The organism is Thauera sp. DNT-1 (assembly GCF_055393985.1).
On sequence record NZ_AP043752.1, the window covers coordinates 3,286,654 to 3,309,771 of the forward strand.

Consider the following 23,118-nt stretch of genomic DNA (forward strand, 5'->3'; position numbering starts at 1 on the left):
TTAACCAATACCTCGCGCTGCTAAAGGAAACGAGCGATGAAGACCACCAGCGAAGCCGCTTTCGAGACCGCCATCGAGTCGGTCTTGCTCGCCGGGGGCTACGCGCGGGTGGACAGCAACGCCTTCGACCGCGAGCGCGCGATCTTCCCCGACGAGGCGCTGGCCTTCATCCGCGCCACCCAGGGCAAGGTGTGGGACAAGCTGGAGGCGCTGCACGGCGAGCAGACCGGCCTGCGAGTGCTCGAGTCGCTGTGCAAGTGGCTCGACACCCATGGCGCGCTGGCCACGCTGCGCCACGGCTTCAAGTGTTTCGGCAAGACCTTGCGCATCGCCTTCTTCCGCCCGGCACACGGCCTGAACCCGGAACTCGAGGCGCGCTATCGGGCCAACCGGCTGGGGCTCACCCGCCAACTGCACTTCAGCCCGAAGTCGGAAAAGTCGCTGGATGTGGTGCTGTCGGTGAACGGCATCCCGCTGGTCACGCTGGAGCTGAAGAACCCGCTCAGCGGCCAGACCGCCGCCAACGCCATCCACCAGTACCGCCACGATCGCGACCCGCGCGAGCCGATCTTCGTGTTTTCCAAGCGCGCGCTGGTGCATTTCGCGGTGGATACCGAAGAGGCGCACATGGCCACGCGCCTGGCCGGTTCATCGACCTACTTTCTGCCCTTCAATCGCGGCGCGGACGATGGCGCCGGCAACCCGCCCGACCCCGAGGGGCGCAACTACAAGACGGCCTACGTGTGGGAAGAGGTGCTGCAGCGCGACAGCCTGCTCGACCTGCTCGCGCGCTTCCTGCATCTCGATGTCGAAGAGAAGACCACCGACGACGGCAAGAAGCTGCGCAAGGAAAGCCTGATCTTTCCGCGCTACCACCAGTTGCAGGCGGTGCGCCAGATGGTGGCGGCGGCCGCCAGCGAGGGCGTAGGCCATAACTATCTGGTCGAGCATTCGGCCGGCAGCGGCAAGAGCAACACCATCGCCTGGCTGGCGCATCGCCTGTCCAGCCTGCACGACGAGCGCGATCAGCGGCTGTTCGACAGCGTGGTCGTCATCACCGACCGCGTGGTGCTGGACCGCCAGTTGCAGAACACCATCTACCAGTTCGACCACCGCCAGGGGGTGGTGCAGAAGATCGACGAGGACTCGCGCCAGCTCGCCGAGGCGCTGGAGGCGGGCGTGCCGATCATCATCACGACCTTGCAGAAGTTTCCCTTCGTGTCCGGGCAGTTGATGAAGCTCGCCGAAGAACGCGGCGAGGGCAGCAAGAGCCATCTGCCCACGCGCAGCTACGCGGTGATCATCGACGAGGCGCACAGCTCGCAGTCGGGCGAGACGGCGACGGAATTGAAGGGCGTGCTCGGTGGCGCCGAGCTGCGGCGCAAGGCGCAGGAGATGGCGGAGGAAGAAGGCGAACTCGAACTCGAGCGCCTGTTCCGTTCCATGGCCAAGCGTGGCCAGCAGCCGAACATCAGCTTCTTCGCCTTCACCGCCACGCCAAAGCACAAGACGCTGGCGATCTTCGGCCGCAAGGGCGAGCCCTTCCACCGCTACACCATGCGCCAGGCGATCGAGGAAGGCTTCATCGAGGATGTGCTGAAGAGCTACGTCACCTACAAGACCTACTACAAGCTGATCAAGAAGGCCGAGGACGACCCCAACGTCGAGCGCAAGAAGGCGGCCAAGGCGCTGGCCCGCTTCATGCGCTTGCACCCGCACAACATCGGCCAGAAGACCGAGGTGATGGTCGAGCACTTCCAGCACTTCACCCGCCACAAGATCGGCGGCCACGCCAAGGCGATGGTGGTGACCGGCTCGCGGCTGGAGGCGGTGCGCTACAAGCAGGAATTCGATCGCTACATCGAGGAAAAAGGCTACCCGATCAAGAGCCTGGTCGCATTCTCGGGCAGTGTCGAAGACGACAGGATCGCCGAGAAAACCTACACCGAAGTGGAGATGAACGGTGGGCTGAAGGAGAAGGCGCTGCCGGAAACCTTCGCCAAGCCGGAATTCCGCGTGCTGCTGGTGGCCGAGAAATATCAGACCGGCTTCGATCAGCCGCTGCTGCACACGATGTATGTGGACAAGCGCCTGGCGGGCATCCAGGCGGTGCAGACGCTGTCGCGCCTGAACCGCACCCATCCGCTCAAGGACGACACCTTCGTGCTCGACTTCGTCAATGAGCCGGGCGAGATCCAGGAGGCCTTCCGCCAGTATTACGAAGGCGCGGTGATGGGGGAGGCGGTCGATCCCGACAGGCTCTACGCGGTGAAGGCCGAGCTCGATGCCTCGGGCATCTACCGTCAGACCGAGGTGAGCGATTTTTCGCGGGTGTTCTTCGCGCCCAAGCGCCGCCAGAGCCCCGGCGACCACAAGGCGATGAACGCGGTCCTCGATCAGGCGGTCGCGCGCTTCGTGCAGTTGCAACACACGGAAGAGGAGGAAGCCGAGCTGTGGCGCGGCAAGCTGCAGGCCTTCCGCAATCTGTACGGCTTTCTGAGCCAGGTGATTCCGTATCAGGACAGCGATCTGGAGAAGCTGTTCGCCTACCTGCGCCACCTCGCGCTGAAGCTGCCCAAGCGCAAGAGCGGGCCCGGCTACCAGTTCGATGAAGAGGTCGAGCTCGACTATTACCGCCTGCAGAAGATCAGTGAAGGCTCGATCAGCCTCGACGAGGGCTATGCCAAACCGCTGGACGGCCCGCGCGAGGTGGGCTCGGGCATGGTACGCGAAGAGCAGGTTTCGCTGTCGCGCCTGATCGACATCATCAACCAGCGCTTCGGCGACGAACTCAACGAAGCGGACCAGTTGTTCTTCGACCAGATCGCCGAGGCAGCGAGCTTGAACGAGTCGTTGCAGAGGGCGGCCGAGGTCAATTCCCTCGACAAGTTCCAGCTCGTGTTCAGGCAGGTGCTGGAGTCCCTGTTCATCGAGCGCATGGAGTTGAACGAGGAGTTGTTCACCGATTACATGGCCAAGCCGGAGATGCAGGCGCTGGTGTCGAAATGGCTTGGAGGCCAGGTCTACGATCGGCTGTCGGCGGCAAGGAAGTTGGTCGGCTGACGCCGCCCGGATTGCGCAGCAAACCCACGACGACATCTCGGGCCTTCGCCTCACCCCGTCGCCGCACCCACCGTCCAGTAGAACCCGGGCGCGGTGCCGTTGATCGCGTGGTCGCCCACCACCCGCGCCTTGAAGATCACCGGGTTGTGCGAGGCCAGCGTGCGCGCGTTGCGCCAGTGGCGGTCCAGCCGCCGGTCTTCCTGCACCGCCGAGGCGCCGCCGACGTCGAACAGTCGCGTGGTCGAGGTCAGCACGGCGTCGACCAGGCCGACCTGGGCCTTTGCCGCGCTCAGCTCGACGTCCACCAGCAGGCTTTCGGGGACGGCTTCGCCGCGCCGGCGCAGGCGGTCGATGTCCCCGAGCCTGGCGGCCACTGCGCCGACGGTGGCGCCGGCCAGGTAGGCGGTACTGGCGAGCTGGCCGACGACCTGCTGGATGAGCGGGTCTTCGCGCGGGGTGGTGCCGCCGCCGTGGCTGAACACGCGCTTGCGCGGGCGTACGTAGGCGCAGGCGTCGCGCTCGATGGCACGGGCGATGCCGGTCAGCGTGGCCAGATGGACGAGCTGGAAGAAGGCGGTCATCGACGTCGGCCCGCTGCGCGCGCAAGGCCAGATCGAGGCGGGGTCGACCTCGACGTCGGTGAGGCGGGTGGTGCCCGAGCCGGTCAGGCGCTGGCCAAAGCCCTTCCAGTCGTCGATGCGCTCCACGCCGGGGGCGTCCGCCCGCACCAGAGCGATGACGGGCTGCTCGGCGCCGCCCGCCACGCCCTCCTCCTGCAGTTGCGCGCTCACCGCGATCCAGTCGGCGTACAGCGAGCCGCTGCTGTAGTACTTGGTGCCGTTCAGGCGCAGCGCGCCGTGCTGGCGGGTGATCCGCGTCGCCGGCTGGCCGAGCGCGCCGTCACCGATCTCGGTGGTGGCGTTGCCGAAAATCTCGCCCGCGGCGGCGCGCTCCAGCCAGGGGGCACGGTGCGCGGGGTCGATCTCGGCGTACAGGCGCTCGATCTGCCCGAAATGGGCGCGGAAGATGTTGGGCAGGTTCGAGTCGGCCTCGGCGAGCTCGATCAGCAGCGCGAAGAACTGCTCGACCGAGGCGCCGAAGCCGCCGTGTTCCACCGGCACGCGCAGGGCGCCGAAGCGGGCCTCGCGCAGCCAGCCGACGGCGTCGAAGGGCAGCTCGCGGTCGTGCTCGCGTTCGGCGGCGCGCTCGGCGATGCGGGCGAAGATGGGGCGGAAGCGCGCGGCCAGGGTCTCGAACTGCGGCGCAGGGGCGGCGAGCGCGGGCGCGACGGCCGTCGGAGAGACCGCCGGTTCAGCGCCGGACTTCGTTCTGATGAAGGGATGGGGCAGGCCGGATTGTCGTGCGTTCATGCGAACTCCACATTGCGGGTTTCGGTCTTGGGGGTGAAGGCGCCGCGATAGCGGGCGGCCGGATGGCGCTCGTTGATGCGGTCGCTGCCGAACAGCTTCTGGCGCAGGGTGCCGGGGCGGTACTCGCGCTTGGCCAGGCCGCGCTGCTGCAGCACCGGCAGCAGGTGTTCGTTGAACTCCTCGTAGGAGCCGGGCAGGTGCCAGTTGATGACGTTGATGCCGTCGACGCCGGCCTGCTGCCACAGCTCGAGCTGGTCGGCGATCTGCTCCGGCGTGCCGGCGACACGGCCGCGGCGCGAGGCCAGGCGGCCGAGGTCGGCCACGGTCGGTTCGGTGCCCGGCGAGCTCTTCGCGTACCAGTCGAGGATGCTCTGGCTGGCCTCGGACTGGATCGCCGCCAGCGGGGTGTCGGCCGGGTAGGGCCTGCCGTAGCGGTCGACCGCGTAGTTGTGGTGGGCGAGGAAGCCGTCGACGCTGGCGTATGCGTCGTATTCCGCTTCCTTGTGCCGCACTTCGGCCTCGGTGCTGCCGATGATGAAGCTCAGGCCCTGGAAGAACTTGATGTCTTCGGCGCGGCGGCCGGTGGCCACCGCGAGGCGGCGGGTGTCGCGGATCAGCTCCGCAGCCACCGTGGGATTGGGGGTGACGATGAACTGGCCTTCGGCATTGGCCGCGGCAAACTGGCGTCCGGCGCCCGATGAGCCGGCCTGGAACAGCAGCGGCGTGCGCTGCGGCGAGGGCGCGCTCAGGTGCGGCCCTTCCACCCGGTAACGTGGGCCGACGTGGTGGATCTTGTGGATCTTGTTGTGGTCTGCGAACACGCCGCGCGCGCGGTCGATCAGCAGCGCGCCCTCGTCCCACGAGCCTTCCCACAGCTTGTAGACGACATCGACGTATTCCGCCGCCCAGGCGTAGCGCTCGTCGTGCGGGGTGAGCTGGTCCTGGCCGAAGTTGCGCGCGGCGTTCTCCAGGTGGGTGGTGACGATGTTCCACGCCACCCGTCCGCGCGAGATGTGATCCAGCGTCGACACCTTGCGCGCGAAGTCGAAGGGGTGGGCCTGCAGCACCGAACTGGTGAAGGCGAGCCCGAGGTGCTCGGTGTTCACCGCCAGGGCCGACAGCAGCACCGACGGGTCGTTGCTCGGGATCTGCAGCCCTTCGCGCGCATTGACCTCGTAGTCGCCGCCGAGCGGACCATAGAGGCCGACCACGTCGGCGAAGAAGATGGCGTCGAACAGGCCGCGCTCGAGCGTGCGCGCGAGGTCGACCCACAGATCGACGTCGTTGAAATCGACCTGTCGGGCATCGGGGTGCCGCCACTGTCCGTGCTGGATGTGGGAGGCGGTGTTCATGACGAAGGCGTTGAAGGCGAGGGCGGGCATGGGGTGTCCTGTTCCGAGGGATGGAGGGCGGAGAGGCGGCAACGGGCGGGCGTCGTTCAAGCGATGGCTTCGCTGCTGCGTGTCGTGGCTGTGTGGGCGGTCCGGTCTGGGCCTTGCGGGGTGGGCGTGATCGGGATGACGGCGCTCGGGGTGCGGTCTGCGCGCTGACGCGCGATCGCCTCCTTGGCGACGCGATCGATGACCATGTCGTTGTGCGGCGGGTTGTAGAGGCCGCATTGCACGTCGCGGAAGTGGCGCTCCAGCGGCAGGTCGCGCGACAGCGCGTGGCCGCCGGCGATCTGCATCGCGAGTTCGACGATGCGGATGGCGTTGTTGGTCACCGCGTACTTGGTGATCGCGACCTCGCTGCCGAGCTTGTCCTTGAGGTCGTCGTGGCGGTCCCAGCGCTCGGCCAGGCCGTACAGCAGCGATTTCGACACGCCGATCAGGATCTCGATCTCGCCGATCTTGTGCTGCACCTGCGGCGCGTCCAGGATCACGCTGCCGAAGCTGGGCGCGAAGCGGCTGTCGGCGAAGTCGAGGATGAAGTCGCGCGCGGCGATGGCGATACCGAGATAGATCGCCGGCAACTGCAGCGAGTAGGCGCTGCTGCAGGCCATGAATCGGCTCGGCTTGCCCTTCTCGAGGCGGACCAGCAGGGCGTCCGCGGGCACTTCCACGTCGTCGAGCTCGACGTCGTGACTGCCGGTGCTGCGCATGCCCAGCGAATCCCAGGTTTCGACGATGCGCACGCGTGCGGACTTGCGCACCAGGAACTCGGCCGTCTGGTCGTCTTCCTCGATATGGGCGAGCACGGTGAAGTGGTTCACTGCGGGCGCCAGGGTGGAGAAGGCCTTGCGCCCCGAGATGACGTAGCCGTCGCCGTGGCGGCGGGCGACGGTGGTGGGCTTGAAGCCGCGCACGACGTTGCCGGCATCGCGTTCGGTGGCGAAGACGTTGATCAGCTCGCCGCGCTCGACGGCATCGCGGCACACGCGTTCGAACACGGCCTCGTCCCAGGCGCGCGTCGCGCTGAGGCCGAAGAAGGTCATCAGGTGCCAGCCGAGCGCGAGCGCGGTCGCGCCGCTGGCGCCGGCGATGCGCTCCTGCACCAGCAGCGTCTCGTACAGCGAGAGCCCCCGGCCGCCGTATTCCTCGGGGACGGTGAGGCCGAGCGCGCCGTTGTGCCTCAGGATCTCGAAGTGCTCGAACGGGAATTCGCCCGTCCGGTCGTAGCGCGCTGCCGTCGGCCGGATCGCGGCAGCAATGTCATTGGCGTAGGTGACGAGTTCGGCGTCGCGCGCGTTGCGCAGGGTCGGATCTTCGATGGGCATGGGCTTTGCTCCGCGGCTGCTCAGGAATAGAAGGAAGGCTTCGGGTAGTGGCCGTTGAGCGCCCAGTCGCCGAGTTCGCGCACCTTGTAATCCACCGGGTCGTGCAGGGTGTGCACGCGCAGGTTGCGCCAGAAGCGGTCGAGGCGCAGCGCGGCGGTGGTGGAGCGCGCGCCGGTGACCTCGAAGATGCGGCTGGTGAGATCCAGCCCGCCACGGGTGGCGGCGACCTTGGCGGTGGCGACGGCGAGCGCGACCTCGCCGCGGCCTTCCGCGCTGAGCGCGAGCCGTGTGTCCCAGGCGGCGTCGAAACGCGCAGCGGCGCGGTCGGCGAGCGCGCGGGTCGATTCGAGCGCGACCCAGAAATCGCCGTAGTGGGCGAGTACATAGGGGTCTTCGCTGACGTGGGCGGCGGGCGAGGCCGACCATAGGCGCGCCTCGTTGCGGGTGTAGTGGCGCGCTTCGGCGAGTGCGCCTTCGGCAATGCCGAGGAAGATGTTCACGAAGATGAGCTGGGCGAGCAGTGGGCGCAGGCAGGCGTTGGGCGAGGACAGCGGCCCCGGCCTGGACAGGATCTCGTCCTCGGCCACCGCCACGCGCTCGAACAGCGCACTGCCGCTGTCGGTCTGGCGCTGGCCCATGTTGTCCCAGTCCTCCAGCAGGGTGATGCCGGCGCGGCGGGTGGGGAGCGCGGCGATGATCAGCTTGCCCTCGGCGCTGTCCTCGACCGCCGAGGCCAGCAGCATGTCTGAGTCGAGCGCGCCGGAGCAGAAGCTCTTGCGCCCCGAAAACTCGCGCCCGCCGGCCACGCGGGTGGCGACGGTGCGCTTGTCGAGCGGGTTGAGCGCGTTGCCCCAGAACCAGCCCTGCGTCACCGTGTCGAGCAGCCAGGGCTGCCACTGCTCCGGGCTGCCGAACAGGCGTACCGAGGCCAGTTGCAGGTGGTGGAAGGCGAACACATGCGCGACCGAGCTGTCGGCTCGCGCCAGCTGGCGTACGACGGACAGCGTCTCGGCCCAGCTCGCGCCTAGGCCGCCGTATGCGCTCGGAATGCTCAGCTTCAGGAGACCGCTCGCGCGCAGCAGGTCGCGCTCGGCCTTCGGCGTGCCCCCGGCGAGGTCGCGCGCGGCGGCGGTTTCGGCGAAGCGTGCGGCCAGGCGTGCGGCGATGGCGGCGGGGGATTCCGCGCTTACGGTATTCGGTTCGAGGGTATGGGCGTCGCTCAGACTCATGGGGGATGGTTCCTTTGCCAGCGGACAGGTCGGTTCGAGCGGGGAGGGGACTGGAACGGGGGCGGAAAGCGGGGCGGACATGGGTGACGACATTCAGGCGTCGGCCGCGGCCAGGGCGTCGGCGGCGGTGTCGCCGATGAGGCCGAAGCGCTTGAGCTGGGTGCGCAGGATGTTGCGCGAGATGCCGAGCTGCTTTGCGGTGCGGACCTGGTTCTCGCGGCAGTACTCGAAGGCGGTCGTGAATAGCAGTTGCTCGATGCGCTCGTAGACCTCGGGCGTGTCTTCATCCAGCAGCCGGCGCAGGCCCGCGCGCACGGTGGCGAAGCCGTCTGCGTGGCTGCCGCCGGGATCGGGCGTCGCACCGGGAGGCGACAGCGCGAAGCCGGGCAGGCGCAGGTCGCCGGGATTGACGACGCCGTTCTGGCACACGATCAGCGCGAAGTGGACGACGTTCTCCAGTTCGCGGATGTTGCCCGGCCAGTGGTAGGCCACCAGTTCCGCGGCAGCTTCCTGGCTCAGGCGCGGTGTCGGGATGTCGAGGCGCTGGCGGTAGAAGTCGATGAAGTACTCGACCAGCGGCAGGATGTCGCCCGGGCGCTCGCGCAGCGGTGGCAGCTCCACCGGCGCGACGTTGAGCCGGTAGTAGAGGTCGAGGCGGAAATGCCCGGCCTGCACCGCCTTCTCCAGATTGACGTTGGTCGCCGCCACCAGGCGTACATCCACCGGGATCGGCTTGCGCGAGCCCAGCCGCACCACCTGGCGCTCCTGCAGCACGCGCAGCAGCTTGACCTGCATCGCCAGCGGCAGGTCGCCGACCTCGTCGAGGAACAGCGTGCCGCCGTTGGCCGCCTCGAACCAGCCGGCGCGCGCCTGCTGGGCGCCGGTGAAGGCGCCGGCCTCGTGGCCGAACAGCTCGGCCTCGACCAGGTTGTCGCTGAACGCGCCGCAATTGACCGCCACGAAGGGGCCGCTGCGTCCGCTCTGCGCGTGAATGTGGCGCGCCACCAGCTCCTTGCCGGTGCCGGTCTCGCCGATGATCAGCACGTTGGCTTCGGTCGGCGCGATGAGCTCCACCTGGCGCAGCAGGCGCAGCGATTTGGCGTCATGGAAGATCAACGCCTTGGCGCGGATGGAGAGCGCGCCTTGCCCGGCGTTGGGCAAGGTCAGCAGCTTGGCGGTGTTCGATTCGGGCATGTTGCACTCCTGTGCGGGGGCGACGCCGCGGCACTCCTGGCAGCGGATCAAGAGCGGCGCTCGTGTTGCAGTGGGGAAAGCGCAGCGGTCAGGGCGTGCTCGGCATGGTCGTTCTGCGCAGGCTCAGGAAGCGTCGCGTCTGGTGCCGCAGCCGGGCCAAGGCGCTGCTGCGGCCGCGCAACGGCGCTCGCTGGTCCGGCGTGATCATCCCGAGCGGGAGGTCGCCCGCGCTGTCGCGGAGTTGCTGCAACAGGCTCGGAGCGAGCGGCCAGGGCCCGTGACCGGACTCGACATTGATGTGTCCTGCATCGCCCGCATCGATCAGCCTGCTTCCCCAGCGCTCGGCCCATTCATGCGCCACGTCCTGGCTCAGCCACGGGTCGCTGCGGCTGACGACCATGAAGCTGGGACAGGGGAGGCCGGATTGCGGCAGGAAGCGGCCGACCCCGGCGCTGCGCTGTGGGTCCTCGCGCACGCCGAGGAGTTCGAAGCGCTCCGGATCGGCGGGCGCCACCAGCAGCAGGCCTGCAACCTTCTGCGGCCGATCCACCGCGGCCACCACGCTGGCGAGGCAGCCGAAGCTGTGCGCAACGATCCACACCGCACCGGCCGAGGCGTCGATCTCGCGCCGTACCTCGCCTGCCCAGCGCGCGAGCAGCGGGGTGTCCCAGTCGATGCCGCCGACGCGCCGGGCCTCGGGCAGTTCGCCCTCGAGCCAGCTCTGCCAGTGCCCGGGGCCGCTGCCGCGGTAGCCGGGGACGATCAGCACCGTCTGGCGCATGACGGCCTCACAGCGTGGCGATCGACACTTCGGTGGACTTCACCAGCGCGACGACCTCGGAGCCGGGCTTGAGCCCGAGCTCGTCGACCGAGCGCGTGGTGATCACCGAGGTGACGATGCCCGAGGAAGTTTCCACATCGACTTCGCTGACCACCTCGCCACGGATGATTTCCTTCACCCGGCCGCGAAACTGGTTGCGGACGTTGATTGCCTGGATTGCCATCGCAGTGCTCCTCGCTTACTTGGCGTAGATCTGGTCGAACACCCCGCCGTCGGCAAAGTGCTTCTTCTGCGCCGCCTGCCAGCCGCCGAGGTCCTCGATGGTGATCAGCTCGACTTTCGGGAAGCGGGCGACGTCGGCCGGGTCGGCGTGTTCGGGCCTGACCGGGCGGTAGTAGTGCTTGGCGGCGAGTTTCTGCCCGACCGGCGAGTACAGGTACTCGAGGTAGGCCTGGGCGAGCTTCTCGGTGCCGCGTTTTTTCGCCACGCCATCGACGACGGTGACCGGCGGTTCGGCGCGGATCGAGATCGAGGGCACGACGATCTCGAACTTGTCCGGGCCGAGTTCGTTGATCGACAGGAAGGCCTCGTTCTCCCACGCCAGCAGCACGTCGCCGATGCCGCGCTGGACGAAGGTGTTGGTGGCGCCGCGGGCGCCCGAATCCAGCACCGGCACGTGCTTGATCAGTTCGGTGACGAAGGCCTGCGCGGTCTGTTCGTTGCCGCCCGGCTGCTTGAGCGCGTAGGCCCAGGCGGCGAGGTAGTTCCAGCGCGCGCCGCCGGAGGTCTTGGGGTTGGGGGTGACGACCTCGACGCCCGGCTTGACCAGGTCGCCCCAGTCCTTGATGCCCTTGGGGTTGCCCTTGCGTACCAGGAAGACGATGGTCGAGGTGTAGGGCGAGCTGTTGTTGGCCAGGCGCTTCTGCCAGTCGGCGGGGATCTTGCCCGTCTGCTCGGCGATGGCGTCGATGTCGTAGGCCAGGGCCAGCGTGACCACGTCGGCTTCGAGGCCGTCGATCACCGCGCGCGCCTGCTTCCCGGCGCCGCCGTGGGACTGCTTGATGGTGACGGTCTCGCCGGTGCGGGCTTTCCAGTGCTTGGCGAACTCGGGGTTGAAGTCCTGGTAGAGCTCGCGTGTGGGGTCGTAGGAGACGTTGAGCAGGGTGGTCTGCGCGTGGGAGACGCCGGCGACGCCGGTGGCGAGCGCCAGGGTGAGCAGGGTGCTGCGAAGGGGGCCGAGCTTCATTTCTTTCTCCGGATGGGTGAGTGCGATGGCGAAAATCTAGCCTTCGTGCGCCTTCACCCGAACCAAGAAAAAACGGATTGCTTATTCGCTCGGCGGCTCGGGGGGCGACGACCCCGAGAGCGACGACCCCGCGCGCGACGAGCCCTCTGCGCGCGCGGCCCGTCTTTGGAATCCACGACCGGGTTCGCTAACATCTCGCGTTCTTTCGCCCGCCCCGCGACCGCGGCGCGGCCTGTCACGCCTTCGCATGGGGAATTCCACAAATGATCGTCTTCGTCACCGGCGCCTCCGCCGGCTTCGGCGCCGCAATCGCGCGCAGCTTCGTCAAGGGCGGCCACCGCGTCGTCGCCACCGCACGCCGCAAGGACCGCCTGGATGCGCTCGCCGCCGAACTCGGCGACGCGCTGCTGGCGCTCGAGCTCGACGTGCGCGACGCCGATGCGGTCGCCGCGGTGCCGGGCGTGCTGCCCGACGGCTTCGCCGAGGTGGACGTGCTGGTCAACAACGCCGGCCTCGCGCTCGGCCTCGAACCTGCGCACAAAGCCTCGCTGGAAGACTGGCACACCATGATCGACACCAACTGCACCGGCCTGGTGCAGGTCACCCGCGCCTTCCTGCCCGGCATGGTGGCGCGCAACCGCGGCCACATCTTCAACCTCGGCTCGGTGGCCGGACGCTGGCCCTATGCTGGCGGCAACGTCTATGGCGCCACCAAGGCCTTCGTGCGCCAGTTCAGCCTCAACCTGCGCGCCGACCTGCTCGGCACCGCGCTGCGCGTCACCGACATCGAGCCCGGGCTGTGCGGCGGTACCGAGTTCTCCAACGTGCGCTTCCACGGCGACGACGACAAGGCGGCCAAGGTGTATGCCGACGTGCAGCCGCTGACCGCCGAGGACATCGCCGACTCGGTGTACTGGATCGCCACCCGGCCGGCGCACGTCAATATCAACACCATCGAGCTGATGCCGGTGGCGCAGTCCTTCGCCGGCTTGTCGGTGCATCGCGGCTGAGCCCTGGCCGGCGTGCGACCACATCCGCAGCGGAGCGGGCAGGGCGCCGTCGCCGCTCCCTCGCGCTGGCGCCACGTCGGGTTCGCTTGCGACGATGGCCGCATGCGCCTGCCCGGGGGGGCGAGGCGGGCGGCCTGCGGACGACTCCGTGCCTGTGGCGAGTTTGTAACAGTGTCATTTTCTTGCAGCAGGATGCGCATAATTTCCGCAATGCATCATCGATCCGCCCGACCGTGACTCCAGATCTTCCGCCTTCCGCTCCGGAGCCCGCAGTGCCTTCCGTCGGGCGCCGCCCGCGCCCCTGGCGCGTGCTGGGCGTTGCCATCTGCGTGGCGCTGCTGGTGGCGAGCGTGGCGGGCGGCCTGCTGCTGTGGCACGAGGCCGGTACCTCGCGCCTGCAGGCGCGCGCGCTCGCGCGTTACGCCGCGCGCCTCGACTACGCCCTGCTGGCGGGGCCGAGCGCGGCGATCCGCTTTCCTGCCCACGGCCCCTTCGACCAGCGCCTCGGCTACACCGAGCTGGCGCGCTTTTCCGAGCGCCTGCAGGCGCGCGGCTTCGCACTCGTCGAGCAGGTGCGCTTCGACGATGCGCTGCTCGCCCACGTCGAGCGCGGCCTGTTCCCGCCCTACGCCGAGAAGACGCGCGCGGGCCTGGACGTCTTCGACTGTCGCGGCGAGCCGCTGTACGGCTTCCGCTATCCCTGGCGCGGATACGAGCGCTTCGAGGACGTGCCGGCGATCGTCGCCCAGGCCCTGCTCTTCATCGAGAACCGCGACCTCCTCGACGAATCGCGGCCGACGCTCAATCCCGCGGTGGACTGGGCACGCTTCGCGCGCGCGGCGCTCGGCCAGCTCGGACGCATGGTCGATGCCGACCTCGACGCGCCCGGCGGCAGCACGCTCGCCACCCAGATCGAGAAGTACCGCCACTCGCCTGGCGGCATCACCCAGGATGCGCGCGAGAAGCTGCGCCAGATGGTGTCCGCCTCGGTCCGTGCCTATCGCGAGGGCGAGCAGACGCTGCCGCTACGCCGGCGGCTGGTGCTCGACTACCTGAACACCGTGCCGCTCTCGGCCGCGCCCGGTCACGGCGAGGTCAACGGACTGGGCGACGGGCTGTGGGTGTGGTTCGGCGCCGAGTTCGCGCGCGTGAATGCCTTGCTGGCGGCGCCGGTGGGCGAGGGGGAGGAGCGCATCGCCCAGGGTCGAGCGCTGCGCCAGGTGGTCGCGCTGATGATCGCGCACCGTCGGCCCTCGTGGTATCTCGCCGGCGGGCGCGAGGAGCTGGCGCGCACCACCGACGCCTACCTGCGCCTGTTCGCCGAGGCCGGGCTGATCGGCGCCGTGCTGCGCGACGCCGCGCTCGCCCGGCCGCTCGCCTTCCGCGACCTCGTCGCCGATCCGGCCTGGGTTCCGGCCACGCCAGGCAAGGGCACGACCGCGGTGCGCGCCCGCCTCGCCGGTCTGCTCGACACCTCGCTGTACAGCCTCGACCGCCTCGACGCCGAGCTCGGCACCACCCTGCACGGCGGCCTGCAGCAGGCCGTGGGGGACTACCTCGGGCGCCTCGCCGACCCGGATTTCGCGCGCAGCCAGGGCCTGATCGGCGAGCGCATGCTGCAGCCGGCCACCCTCGGCGCGGTGCGCTACAGCTTCACGCTGGTCGAGCGCACCGCGGGCGGCAACCGCGTGCGCGTGCAGACCGACACCACCGACCAGCCGCTCGACATCAACGAGGGCAGCAAGCTCGAGCTCGGCTCCACCGCCAAGCTGCGCGTGCTGGCGACCTATCTCGAGCTGGTCGCCGAACTCCACGGCCGGCTCGCGGCGCTGGATCCTCCGGCGCTGCGCCGCGTCGAGGTCGACGCGCAGGACCGTCTGACGCGCTGGGCGATCGACCACCTCGCCAGCGCGCCGGACCGCAGCCTGCCGGCGATGCTCGAGGCCGCGCTCGAACGCCGCTTCTCGGCCAGCCCGGGCGAAGGCTTCTTCACCGGCGGAGGCCGCCACACCTTCGGCAACTTCAACGCCAGCGACAACGCGCGCAATCCCACCCTGCGCGAGGCCCTGCAGGCCTCGATCAACCTGCCCTTCGTGCGCCTGATGCGCGAGCTCGTGCGTCACACCATGTACCAGGTGCCGGGCAGCACCGCGCGCCTGCTCGAGGACAACGAGGACCCGCGCCGCGTCGAGTATCTGGTCCGCTTCGCCGACCGCGAGGGCCAGCTCTTCCTGCGCCGCTTCTGGCGCAAGTACCAGGACAGCACGGCGGAGGAGATCCGTTCCACCCTGCTCGACGGCCTGCGCCCGGGCGCGGACCGCCTCGCCGCGGTGTTCCGCTACCTGGAGCCCGAGGCCCCGCCGCACGCGCTCGCCGATTTCCTCGCCCGCCGCCTCGGCGAGCCCCCCGCCGCCGCACGCCTCGCCCAGCTCTATGCGCGCAACGCCCCGGAAGCCTTCGACCTGCCCGACCGTGGCTACGTGGCACGCGTGCATCCGCTCGAGCTGTGGCTGGTCGCCTTCCGCCTGCAGCACCCCGAGGCCACGCTGGCCGAGGCGGTGGCGGCGAGCGCGGACGAGCGCCAGCAGGTGTATCGCTGGCTGTTCCGCACCCGCGCCAAGGGCGCGCAGGACTCGCGCATCTTCACCCTGCTCGAGGTCGAGGCCTTCCTCGAGATCCACCGCCGCTGGGCGCGCCTGGGCTATCCCTTCGGCCACCTCGTGCCTTCGCTCGCCACCGCGCTTGGCAGCTCGGGCGATCGTCCGGCGGCGCTCGCCGAGCTGATGGGCATCATCGTCAACGACGGCCAGCGCCTGCCCGTGCAGCGCATCGACACGGTGCGCTTCGCGCGCGCCACGCCCTACGAGTCCGCCTTCGCCATCCGCCCGGTGGAAGGCGACCCGGTGATGGCGCCGGAGGTCGCGCGCGCGCTGCGCGGGGCGCTGTCGGACGTGGTCGAGGGCGGCACCGCGCGCCGTCTGGCGGGCGCTTTCAAGCTGGCCGACGGCAGCGAACTGGCGCTCGGTGGCAAGACCGGCACCGGCGACAACCGCATCGTGGTGCGCGGACGCGCCGGTCTTGCGCTCAACCGCACCGCCACCTTCGTGTTCTACCTCGGCCCGCGCCACTTCGGCACGCTGACCGCCTACGTGATCGGCCCCGAGGCGGCGAGCTACCGCTTCACCTCGGGCTTGCCGGTACAGATCCTGAAGTCGATGGGGCCCTTGCTGATCCCGCACCTGGAGCCGGCGGGCGCGCATGCCTGCCTGCCGCCGCCCTTGTCCGAAGCCGCGCCGCAGCCGGTGACGGCCGGATAGCGTGGATGTCGGCCCGCGGGCTCAGGGCTGGAAGGGCCAGAACAGCGGGATCAGCGCGCTGCACAGCAGCCAGGTGAGGACGTTCATGGGCACGCCGAGGCGGGCGAAGTCGGCGAAGCGGTAGTTGCCCGCGCTATAGACCAAGGTGTTGGTCTGGTAGCCGATCGGGGTGGCGAAGCTGCAGCTTGCGGCGAACATCACGCCGACCACGAAGGGGCGCGGATCCACCCCCATCTGCTGGGCGAGCCCGATCACGACCGGGGTGAACAGCACCGCGATCGCGTTGTTGCTCAGCACCTCGGTGGCCACCGAGGTGATCAGGATCACCAGCGACAACATCAGCCACGGCGACATGCCCTCGCCGAGCGCGGCGAGCTGGGCGGCGAGCAGCTGGTCGAGGCCGGAGTTGCGCATCGCGATGCTGATCGCGAGCATGCCGAAGATCAGCACCAGGATCGGCCACTCGATCGACTTGTAGGCCTCGTCGCTGGTGATGCAGCCGGTGGCGATCACGATCGCCGCGCCGATCAGCGCCAGGCCCTCGATCGGCATCACGTTCAGCGCGGCGAGCAGCATCACGCCGACGATGGTGGCGAGCGCGACCGGCGCCTTGTGGCGGCGGCTGGCCATCTGGCGGCCCTCGGTGATCGCGAACAGGTCGCCGTTGTCGCAGAAGCGCTGGATCTGCGCCGGCGTGCCCTCCACCAGCAGCACGTCGCCGCCGAGCAGCTGGAAGTCCTCGCCGATCTGCGCGAACGAGGCGTCGCGCCGATGCACCGCGACGAGGTGGATGCCGTAGCGCGCGAGCAGGTCGAGATCGCGGATCGGGCGCAGGATGTAGCGCGAGGTCTGGCCGACGATCGCCTCCACCATCACCAGGTCGCGCCGGCGCAGGGTCTCGATGTCGTGGGCCTCGGCGCCCGCCGGCGCCTGCAGGCCGACGCCGTCGCTGCTGCGCAGCGCCATCATCGCGTCGCTGCGGCTGTGCACGACCACGCGGTCGCCGACCTCCAGCCGGGTGTCCGGGGCCGGGTCGGCGAGCTCGATGTCGCCGCGCACCAGGTTGAGCACCTGGATGATGCCGTTCGACAGACGCGCCTCGCGCAGCGTCCTGCCGGCCAGGTGCGAGCCCTCGGGCACGAAGAGCTCGGTCATGAACCAGCGCTCGCCGGCGCCGAACTGCTGGCTCAGCGTCTCGCGCACCGGCAGCAGGCGCGGCGCGAACACCAGCATGAAGGCGCTGCCCACCAGCGCCATGAGGATCGCCGGCAGGCTGATCTCGAACATCGAGAAGGGCGCCAGGCCCTGCTCGCGCGCGACGCCGTCGACCAGGATGTTGGTCGAGGTGCCGACCATGGTGATCAGCCCGCCGAGGATGGTGGCGTAGGAGAGCGGGATGAGCAGGCGCGAGGGGGCGAGGCCCTGGCGGGCCGCCACCGCGATCACCGCCGGGATCATCACCATCACCACCGGGGTGTTGTTGATGAAGGGCGACACCAGCAGGCAGGCGGCGATCAGCGCCAGCAGCAGGCGGCGCTCGCCCGCGCCGGCCGCGGCGGCGAGCCACTCGCCGAGCTGGTCCACGCAGCCGGTGCGCGACAGCGCCGCGCTGATGATGAACAGGCAGGCGATGGTGATCGGGGCGCTGTTGCCGAACACACCGAGCACCTCCTTGGTGTTCAGCATGCCCGCCACGAGCAGCACGCCCACGGCGACCATGACCGCCACGTCGGGCTTCACCCACTCGCGCACGAAGGCGACGAAGAGGACGACGAGGACGAGGCCGACGAAGAGGGGGGCGTGGAGCTCGGGTAGCGGCATGGCGGCACGAATGGGCGGGGGAATGGAGCTTAGCTGCCGCGTTTATGCATTCAAAAGACTTGATATTCCATAGCTTATTCCTCTCGGTTCATTCGAGCGGTGGCTGAAGTCGGGCGGTGCGCGGCGATCCACCTCGGCGCCGCAGCCCGGCAGCGGGTGCCTGCAGTGGCGCAGGGGGTTCGATCTCGCCGTTGTCGGCCTATATTTGTCATGCGGGTCCCGCGAAGCCGCCTAGGAGGGGAAAGTCATGCGTCTCCGTTTCTTCCTGTCGTCCCCGGGCGATGTTGCCGACGAGCGCACATTCGCCCAGCAGGTCATCGAGCAGGAGCTGCCGAAGGATCCCTTCATGCGCGGCCGGGTCGGTTGCGAGGCGGTGCGCTGGGACGACCCTGCGGCACCGGTGGCGATGCCGGCGACACTGACGCCGCAGGAAGCGGTCAATCGCGGGCTGCCGCGGCCTTCGGCGTGCGACTGCGTGATCGTCGTGTTGTGGTCGAGGCTGGGGACGCCGCTGCCGGCGAGCTGCACCCGCCCCGACGGCAGCCGCTATCTCTCGGGCACCGAATGGGAATACGAGGATGCCATCGCCGCGAAGCCGCAGCCCCACATCCTCGTCTATCGCCGGCGCAGCCCGCCCGAGCTCGGCGACCCGCTCGATGCGGACTACGACGAGCGCCTCGCCCAGTACCGCAGGGCGAACGACTTCTTCAAGCGCTTCCGCAACGCGGATGGTTCGCTTGCCGGCGGCTTCGCCGAGTACGACACGCCGCAGGAGTTCCGCGACCGCCTGCGCGTGGATCTGCGCGCCTTCATCCAGCGCCGACTCGACAGCGAGCAGGCCAACGGGCAGACCGTACGCGTCAACGCGCCGCCGCCGTATGGACGGATTGCGAAGGCGCTCGCCAGCGGTTCTGCGGTGCCGATCATCGGTCCCGGCATCTGCCGCTCGGGGCGCCCCGGCGACGAGCCCTGGGACCCCGATGCACCGCGCTTTCTCCCCAGCGGCAACGAGCTGTCGGCGTGCCTGGCCGACGAGGCGGGGTTCCCGTCGCAGGCCGAACGCGACCAGCTGGCGGAGGTGGCGTCCTACTACGAGGCCTTCAAGACCCGCGATGCCCTGCGCGAGCGACTGCGTTCGCTGCTCGCGCCGGCCGCGCCGGACAAGCTCGCCGTGCCGCCGCTCTACTCGTTGCTCGCCAGTCTCGAGAAGCCGCTGCTGATCATCACGACCAACTACGACACCCTGATCGAGCAGGTCTTCCGCAACGCGCAGAAACCCTACGACCTGGTCGTGTACTCCGAACTCAAGGAGCTCGGCAACGCCGTCCTGTGGTGGCCGCACGGCGCCCTGAAGCCGGAGACGGTGGCGCCGAACGAACTTTCCATCGAGCTCGAGAAGAAGACGGTGATCTTCAAGATGCACGGCTCCATCGTTCCCCAGACGTCCGACCTCGACACCTTCGTGATCACCGAGTCGGACTATGTCGAACTGCTTGCGCGCATCGCCAGCAGGTCGGCGATTCCGGCCCTGTTCGCGTCGCACTGTCAGGACCGCAATCTGCTGTTCCTCGGCTACAGTCTGCGCGACTGGAGCTTCCGCACGATCCTGCAGAGCCTCAACCGCTTCTTCGCCAAGCGCCTCGTCGCCGGCGACGACGAGATCCAGTCGTGGGCGATCGACGATCGCTTCTCCGAGCTCGAGCTCAAGTTCTGGCAGCGGCGCGGGGTGTATCCCTACGAGGTGAACCTGGACGAGTTCGTCCGTTTGCTGCGCGCGAGGATGTCGCCATGAACGCCGAGGTCCGCATCGAGCAGCGTTGCCCCTACGTCGGCCTGCAGCCCTTCGAGGAGGCCGACCGGGCCTTCTTCTTCGGGCGCGAGCGCGACCAGCGGGTGATCATCGCCAACCTGCTCTCGTCCCCGCTGACGATCCTTTATGGATCGAGCGGGGTGGGCAAGAGCTCGGTCCTGATGGCCGGCGTCGTGCCGCAGCTGCATCGCGAGCGGCCGCGGACCCCGGTGGTAGTGTTCCGCAACTGGGTGGATCGCGACTTCCAGCTCGCGCTGACGCGCGCCTGCATCGAAACCGTCTGGGCCATGCAGGTGGACCAGCCCAGGCCGGCGGAGACCCTGCCCCTCGACGAGGTGCTGCGCGCCTGCGCTGAAGCTGCGCATGGCACGATCCTGGTGATCTTCGACCAGTTCGAGGAATACTTCCTCTATCACGCCAAGGACAGCGAGGCGGCCGGCGCGTTCGAGGCCCAGTTCGCGCGCGCGGTCAACCGTGAGGACGTGGATGTCGGTTTCCTGGTCGCGCTGCGCGACGACAGCCTGTCGCGGCTGGACCGCTTCCAGGAGCGCATCCACAACCTGCTGAGCAACCGCCTGCGGCTCAACCATCTGGAGCCGGAGGCGGCCGGCGACGCGATCCGCAAGCCGTTGGAGGTGTGGAACGCGCTGCAGGCGGTGGGCGTGCCGCCGGTCGGCATCGACGATGAACTGGTCGACGAGCTGCTCCGCCAGGTCCGTATCGGCCAGGTCTCGGCCGGACGCCCCGGGGGCAGCGGGGGGCTGCGCCACGACGAGGGCTGCATCGAGGCGCCCTTCCTGCAGCTGGTCATGGTGCGACTGTGGGAGGAGGAGCGCGCGCAAGGCTCGGACCGGTTGCGGCGGGAGACGCTCGACCGGCTGAAGGGTGCCGACGAGATCGTCCGCACCCACCTCGACGTCGCGATGGCCCGCCTCGACGCGACGAGCCAGGCAGTGTGCGCCAGCTTCTTCGATCGGCTGGTCACCCCGAGCGGCAGCAAGATCGCCTGCGGCGCCGCGGACCTGATCAGCTGGGCGGGGGATCTCGCGCCCCACGTCCCGGCGGTGCTGCAGTCCTTGAGCGACGCGCGCAACCGCATCCTGCGCACCGTGTCCGTCCCCGACAACCCGGAGGTGATGCGCTACGAGATCTACCACGACGTCCTCGCGCCCGCCATCCTCGACTGGCGCCAGCGCTTCGAGGCCGATCGGCAGCGCGAGGAAGCGCTCCGGGTGGCTCGCGAGAAGGCCGCACGGCGCGAGGAGGAGGCGCAGATCGCGCGCGAACGCGCGGCCCGGCGCGCCTTGCACAGGTGGCTCGTGGGCCTGGGCATGATGAGTTGCGTCGCCGGTGCGGGATGGCTCTATGCGTCCTGGGAGGGAATGCGTTCGGCGGCCAACGAGAAGGCGGCGCAGTCGATCTCGAACGCGCCTATCGATCCCGGAAGTGCGCTGAGCCTGGCGCTGGAGGCGGTGGAGGCGACGGTCCCGTCCTGGATGTCGGTCGCTCGCGCGGCCCGCCTGCACCTGACCCCGACCGCTGCCGCCGAAGACGCCTTGCGCCAGGCGATCCAGGCCTCGCGCCTGGTGTGGACCCTGCCGGTGAGCGGCAGGGCGCTCTCCGATGTGGCTTTCAGTCCCGATGGCGGCCGGCTGCTCACTGCCGGCCAGGATCAGACCGCGCGGGTGTGGGATATCCGCAGCGGCCGTCCCGCCGAGCCCGTCGTCACCTTCGCGCACGACGCCTGGGTGCGGCGGGGCCGCTTCCTGCCCGATGGCGAGCGCGTCATCACGGTGTCCGGGGGCCTGGCCTACCTGTGGTCCCTCGCGCAGCCGACGGCTCCGCTGCGCAGTTTCGAGCATGGCGGGAACATCTATTCTGCCTTCGATACCAGCGCCGACGGCCGGCGCCTCGCGACCGCCGGGGATGGCGCGCAGAAGGCGCGCGTGATCCGCATCTGGGACGTCGACGCGGACGCGCCGCAGCCGCTGCTCACCCTGGATGCGGAGGGGGCCTGGATCATGGGGCTGGCGTTCAGCCCGGATGGCTGCTGCGTCGCCACCGCTGCGGTCGAGCGCGGCAAGGCCGAGCGAAGCGCGATCGCCCTGTGGGGGCTCGAGCGCCGGCGCGAGATCCTCTCCCTGCCGCTCGAGGAGCCGAGTGACGCGATCGCGTTCGCGCCCGATGGCAGCGCGCTGGTCACCGCCAGCCGTGATGGCTGGCTGCGGGTGTGGGAGCCCGCGGGGAAAGGGTTCGAGGTGCTGCTGCGCGAAGCGGCGGGCGGCACGCACCGGGGTGAGGTGCTCGCGTGGAATGGGCGGACGCTGGCCGGTCACGGCGACCGCATCCGCAATGTGGAGGTGAGTGCGGACGGGGCCCTGATCGCCAGCGCGGGCGGCGACGGGACGGCAAGGGTCTGGAGCCGGCATACGGGCGAGAACCTGCTTACGCTGACGGGGCACCTCTCCTACGTGGAGGCGGCCCGCTTCAGCCCCGACGGGCGTCACGTGGCGACGGCGAGCCGTGACGGCACGGTCAAGTTCTGGAACATCGAGGGGCACGCCAATACGGTCACCAGCATCGCCTTCAGCCCGGATGGTCGTACCCTGGCCACCGGCAGCAGCGACCGCACCGCCCGCATCTGGGACTTCGCGGACGGTACCCCGCGACTGCGCCATACCCTGCGCGGTCATGCCGATCAGGTGCATCGCGTGGCCTTCGACCCTTCCGGGACGCGGCTCGCGACCGCCGGGCTGGACAACCAGCTGCGCCTCTGGGACGTCGCGAGCGGCGAGGCGGTCACGCTGCCGAGCGTGCCTCCCGAGCATCGGCACAAGGATCAGCTCAGGGGGGTGGCCTTCAGTCCGGACGGCCGCCTGCTGGCGAGTGCCGGGGCCGACGGCCATGCACGGCTCTATCCGCTTGCGGGGGAGGGAAGCCCGGTCTCCGTGCTGCATGGCGGGGCGACGATCCAGGTGTCGGGCGTGGCCTTTCATCCCGGGGGCGAGCGCTGGGCGACCAGCGGCTTCGACGGCAAGCTGAAGCTGTGGGATCTCTCCGGGACCGATCTCGGCACGGTCGGCTTGCCGGATGACGAGCGCAAGCTCGGTATCCGCATCGCCGGCCTCGCCTTCAGTCCGGATGGAGAATACGTCGCTGCGGTGGTGCAGCGACGTGTGCGGGTCTGGCCGGTCGCTGCCTTCAAGGAGCCGGAGGTCCATCCGCCCGTGCGCCTGCCGCTCATCGAGGGCGCGCGCCACTGCGCGGCGCTCGCCTACAGCCCGGACGGCCGCTGGCTGGCGGTGGGCTGCAGCGACGCCGGCGTGCGCCTGTTCGAGATGCCCGCGGGAACGCTCGTCAAGACCATCACGGTGCACAAGAACGAGGTCCGCGGCGTCGCCTTCAGCCCGGACGGGACGCTGCTGGCCACGGCCAGCAACGACAAGACCTTCCATGTCTCCCCGCTCGCCTTCGAGGCGGTGTACGAGGCCGCGCGGCGCCTGCAGAAGGCGACGGCCGCCGAGCGCTAGTGGTCGGCGCGTGGCGGCCCAAGGGGCGCGC

General features: G+C 69.4%; 14 protein-coding genes. 5 read left to right on the forward strand and 9 right to left on the reverse strand.

Annotated features, from left to right (window positions below):
- Positions 1-36 precede the first annotated feature (36 nt).
- Positions 37-3,063, forward strand: coding sequence for a type I restriction endonuclease subunit R (locus tag ACZ5PP_RS15165; RefSeq protein ID WP_464826208.1), 3,027 nt, complete (start codon positions 37-39; stop codon positions 3,061-3,063).
- Between the two features lie 50 nt (positions 3,064-3,113).
- On the opposite strand, the gene ACZ5PP_RS15170 is transcribed toward ACZ5PP_RS15165, so the two are convergent.
- The 8 genes from ACZ5PP_RS15170 to ACZ5PP_RS15205 form a co-directional block, all read right to left on the reverse strand.
- Complete coding sequence (locus tag ACZ5PP_RS15170) at positions 3,114-4,433, reverse strand: acyl-CoA dehydrogenase family protein (protein WP_464826209.1); 1,320 nt, start codon at positions 4,431-4,433, stop codon at positions 3,114-3,116.
- Entirely contained in the window at positions 4,430-5,815 is a 1,386-nt protein-coding gene (locus ACZ5PP_RS15175) for an LLM class flavin-dependent oxidoreductase (protein ID WP_138860870.1), read from the reverse strand. Before ACZ5PP_RS15175 ends, ACZ5PP_RS15170 begins: the two co-directional genes overlap by 4 nt.
- Before the next feature lie 56 nt (positions 5,816-5,871).
- Positions 5,872-7,149, reverse strand: coding sequence for an acyl-CoA dehydrogenase family protein (locus ACZ5PP_RS15180; protein ID WP_464826210.1), 1,278 nt, complete (start codon positions 7,147-7,149; stop codon positions 5,872-5,874).
- A gap of 20 nt (positions 7,150-7,169) precedes the next feature.
- Positions 7,170-8,378, reverse strand: a complete 1,209-nt coding sequence (locus ACZ5PP_RS15185; protein WP_464826211.1) for an acyl-CoA dehydrogenase family protein — start codon at positions 8,376-8,378, stop codon at positions 7,170-7,172.
- 93 nt (positions 8,379-8,471) lie between these two features.
- Positions 8,472-9,572 (reverse strand): sigma-54 interaction domain-containing protein, encoded by a 1,101-nt coding sequence (locus ACZ5PP_RS15190; RefSeq protein ID WP_464826212.1) that lies wholly within the window; start codon positions 9,570-9,572, stop codon positions 8,472-8,474.
- Positions 9,573-9,660: 88 nt separating this feature from the next.
- Positions 9,661-10,353, reverse strand: a complete 693-nt coding sequence (locus ACZ5PP_RS15195) for an RBBP9/YdeN family alpha/beta hydrolase (protein ID WP_043744003.1) — start codon at positions 10,351-10,353, stop codon at positions 9,661-9,663.
- Positions 10,354-10,360: 7 nt separating this feature from the next.
- Complete coding sequence (locus ACZ5PP_RS15200) at positions 10,361-10,576, reverse strand: TOBE domain-containing protein (RefSeq protein WP_004302349.1); 216 nt, start codon at positions 10,574-10,576, stop codon at positions 10,361-10,363.
- Between the two features lie 15 nt (positions 10,577-10,591).
- Positions 10,592-11,599, reverse strand: coding sequence for a sulfate ABC transporter substrate-binding protein (locus ACZ5PP_RS15205; RefSeq protein ID WP_138860865.1), 1,008 nt, complete (start codon positions 11,597-11,599; stop codon positions 10,592-10,594).
- 263 nt (positions 11,600-11,862) lie between these two features.
- Here ACZ5PP_RS15205 and ydfG point away from each other — a divergent pair, with 263 nt between their 5' ends.
- Together ydfG and ACZ5PP_RS15215 are read left to right on the forward strand one after the other, a co-directional pair.
- Entirely contained in the window at positions 11,863-12,609 is a 747-nt protein-coding gene (gene ydfG, locus ACZ5PP_RS15210) for a bifunctional NADP-dependent 3-hydroxy acid dehydrogenase/3-hydroxypropionate dehydrogenase YdfG (protein WP_004302354.1), read from the forward strand.
- 272 nt (positions 12,610-12,881) lie between these two features.
- Entirely contained in the window at positions 12,882-15,926 is a 3,045-nt protein-coding gene (locus ACZ5PP_RS15215) for a transglycosylase domain-containing protein (RefSeq protein WP_012584555.1), read from the forward strand.
- Positions 15,927-15,947: 21 nt separating this feature from the next.
- On the opposite strand, the gene ACZ5PP_RS15220 is transcribed toward ACZ5PP_RS15215, so the two are convergent.
- Positions 15,948-17,747: an SLC13 family permease gene (locus tag ACZ5PP_RS15220; protein ID WP_012584556.1), complete on the reverse strand. Its 1,800-nt coding sequence runs from the start codon at positions 17,745-17,747 to the stop codon at positions 15,948-15,950.
- Between the two features lie 247 nt (positions 17,748-17,994).
- On the opposite strand from ACZ5PP_RS15220, the gene ACZ5PP_RS15225 reads away from it, so the two are divergent.
- Together ACZ5PP_RS15225 and ACZ5PP_RS15230 are read left to right on the forward strand one after the other, a co-directional pair.
- Positions 17,995-19,539, forward strand: coding sequence for an SIR2 family NAD-dependent protein deacylase (locus tag ACZ5PP_RS15225; protein ID WP_004302359.1), 1,545 nt, complete (start codon positions 17,995-17,997; stop codon positions 19,537-19,539).
- Positions 19,536-23,087, forward strand: coding sequence for a WD40 repeat domain-containing protein (locus ACZ5PP_RS15230; protein ID WP_464826213.1), 3,552 nt, complete (start codon positions 19,536-19,538; stop codon positions 23,085-23,087). Before ACZ5PP_RS15225 ends, ACZ5PP_RS15230 begins: the two co-directional genes overlap by 4 nt.
- Positions 23,088-23,118: the final 31 nt, after the last annotated feature.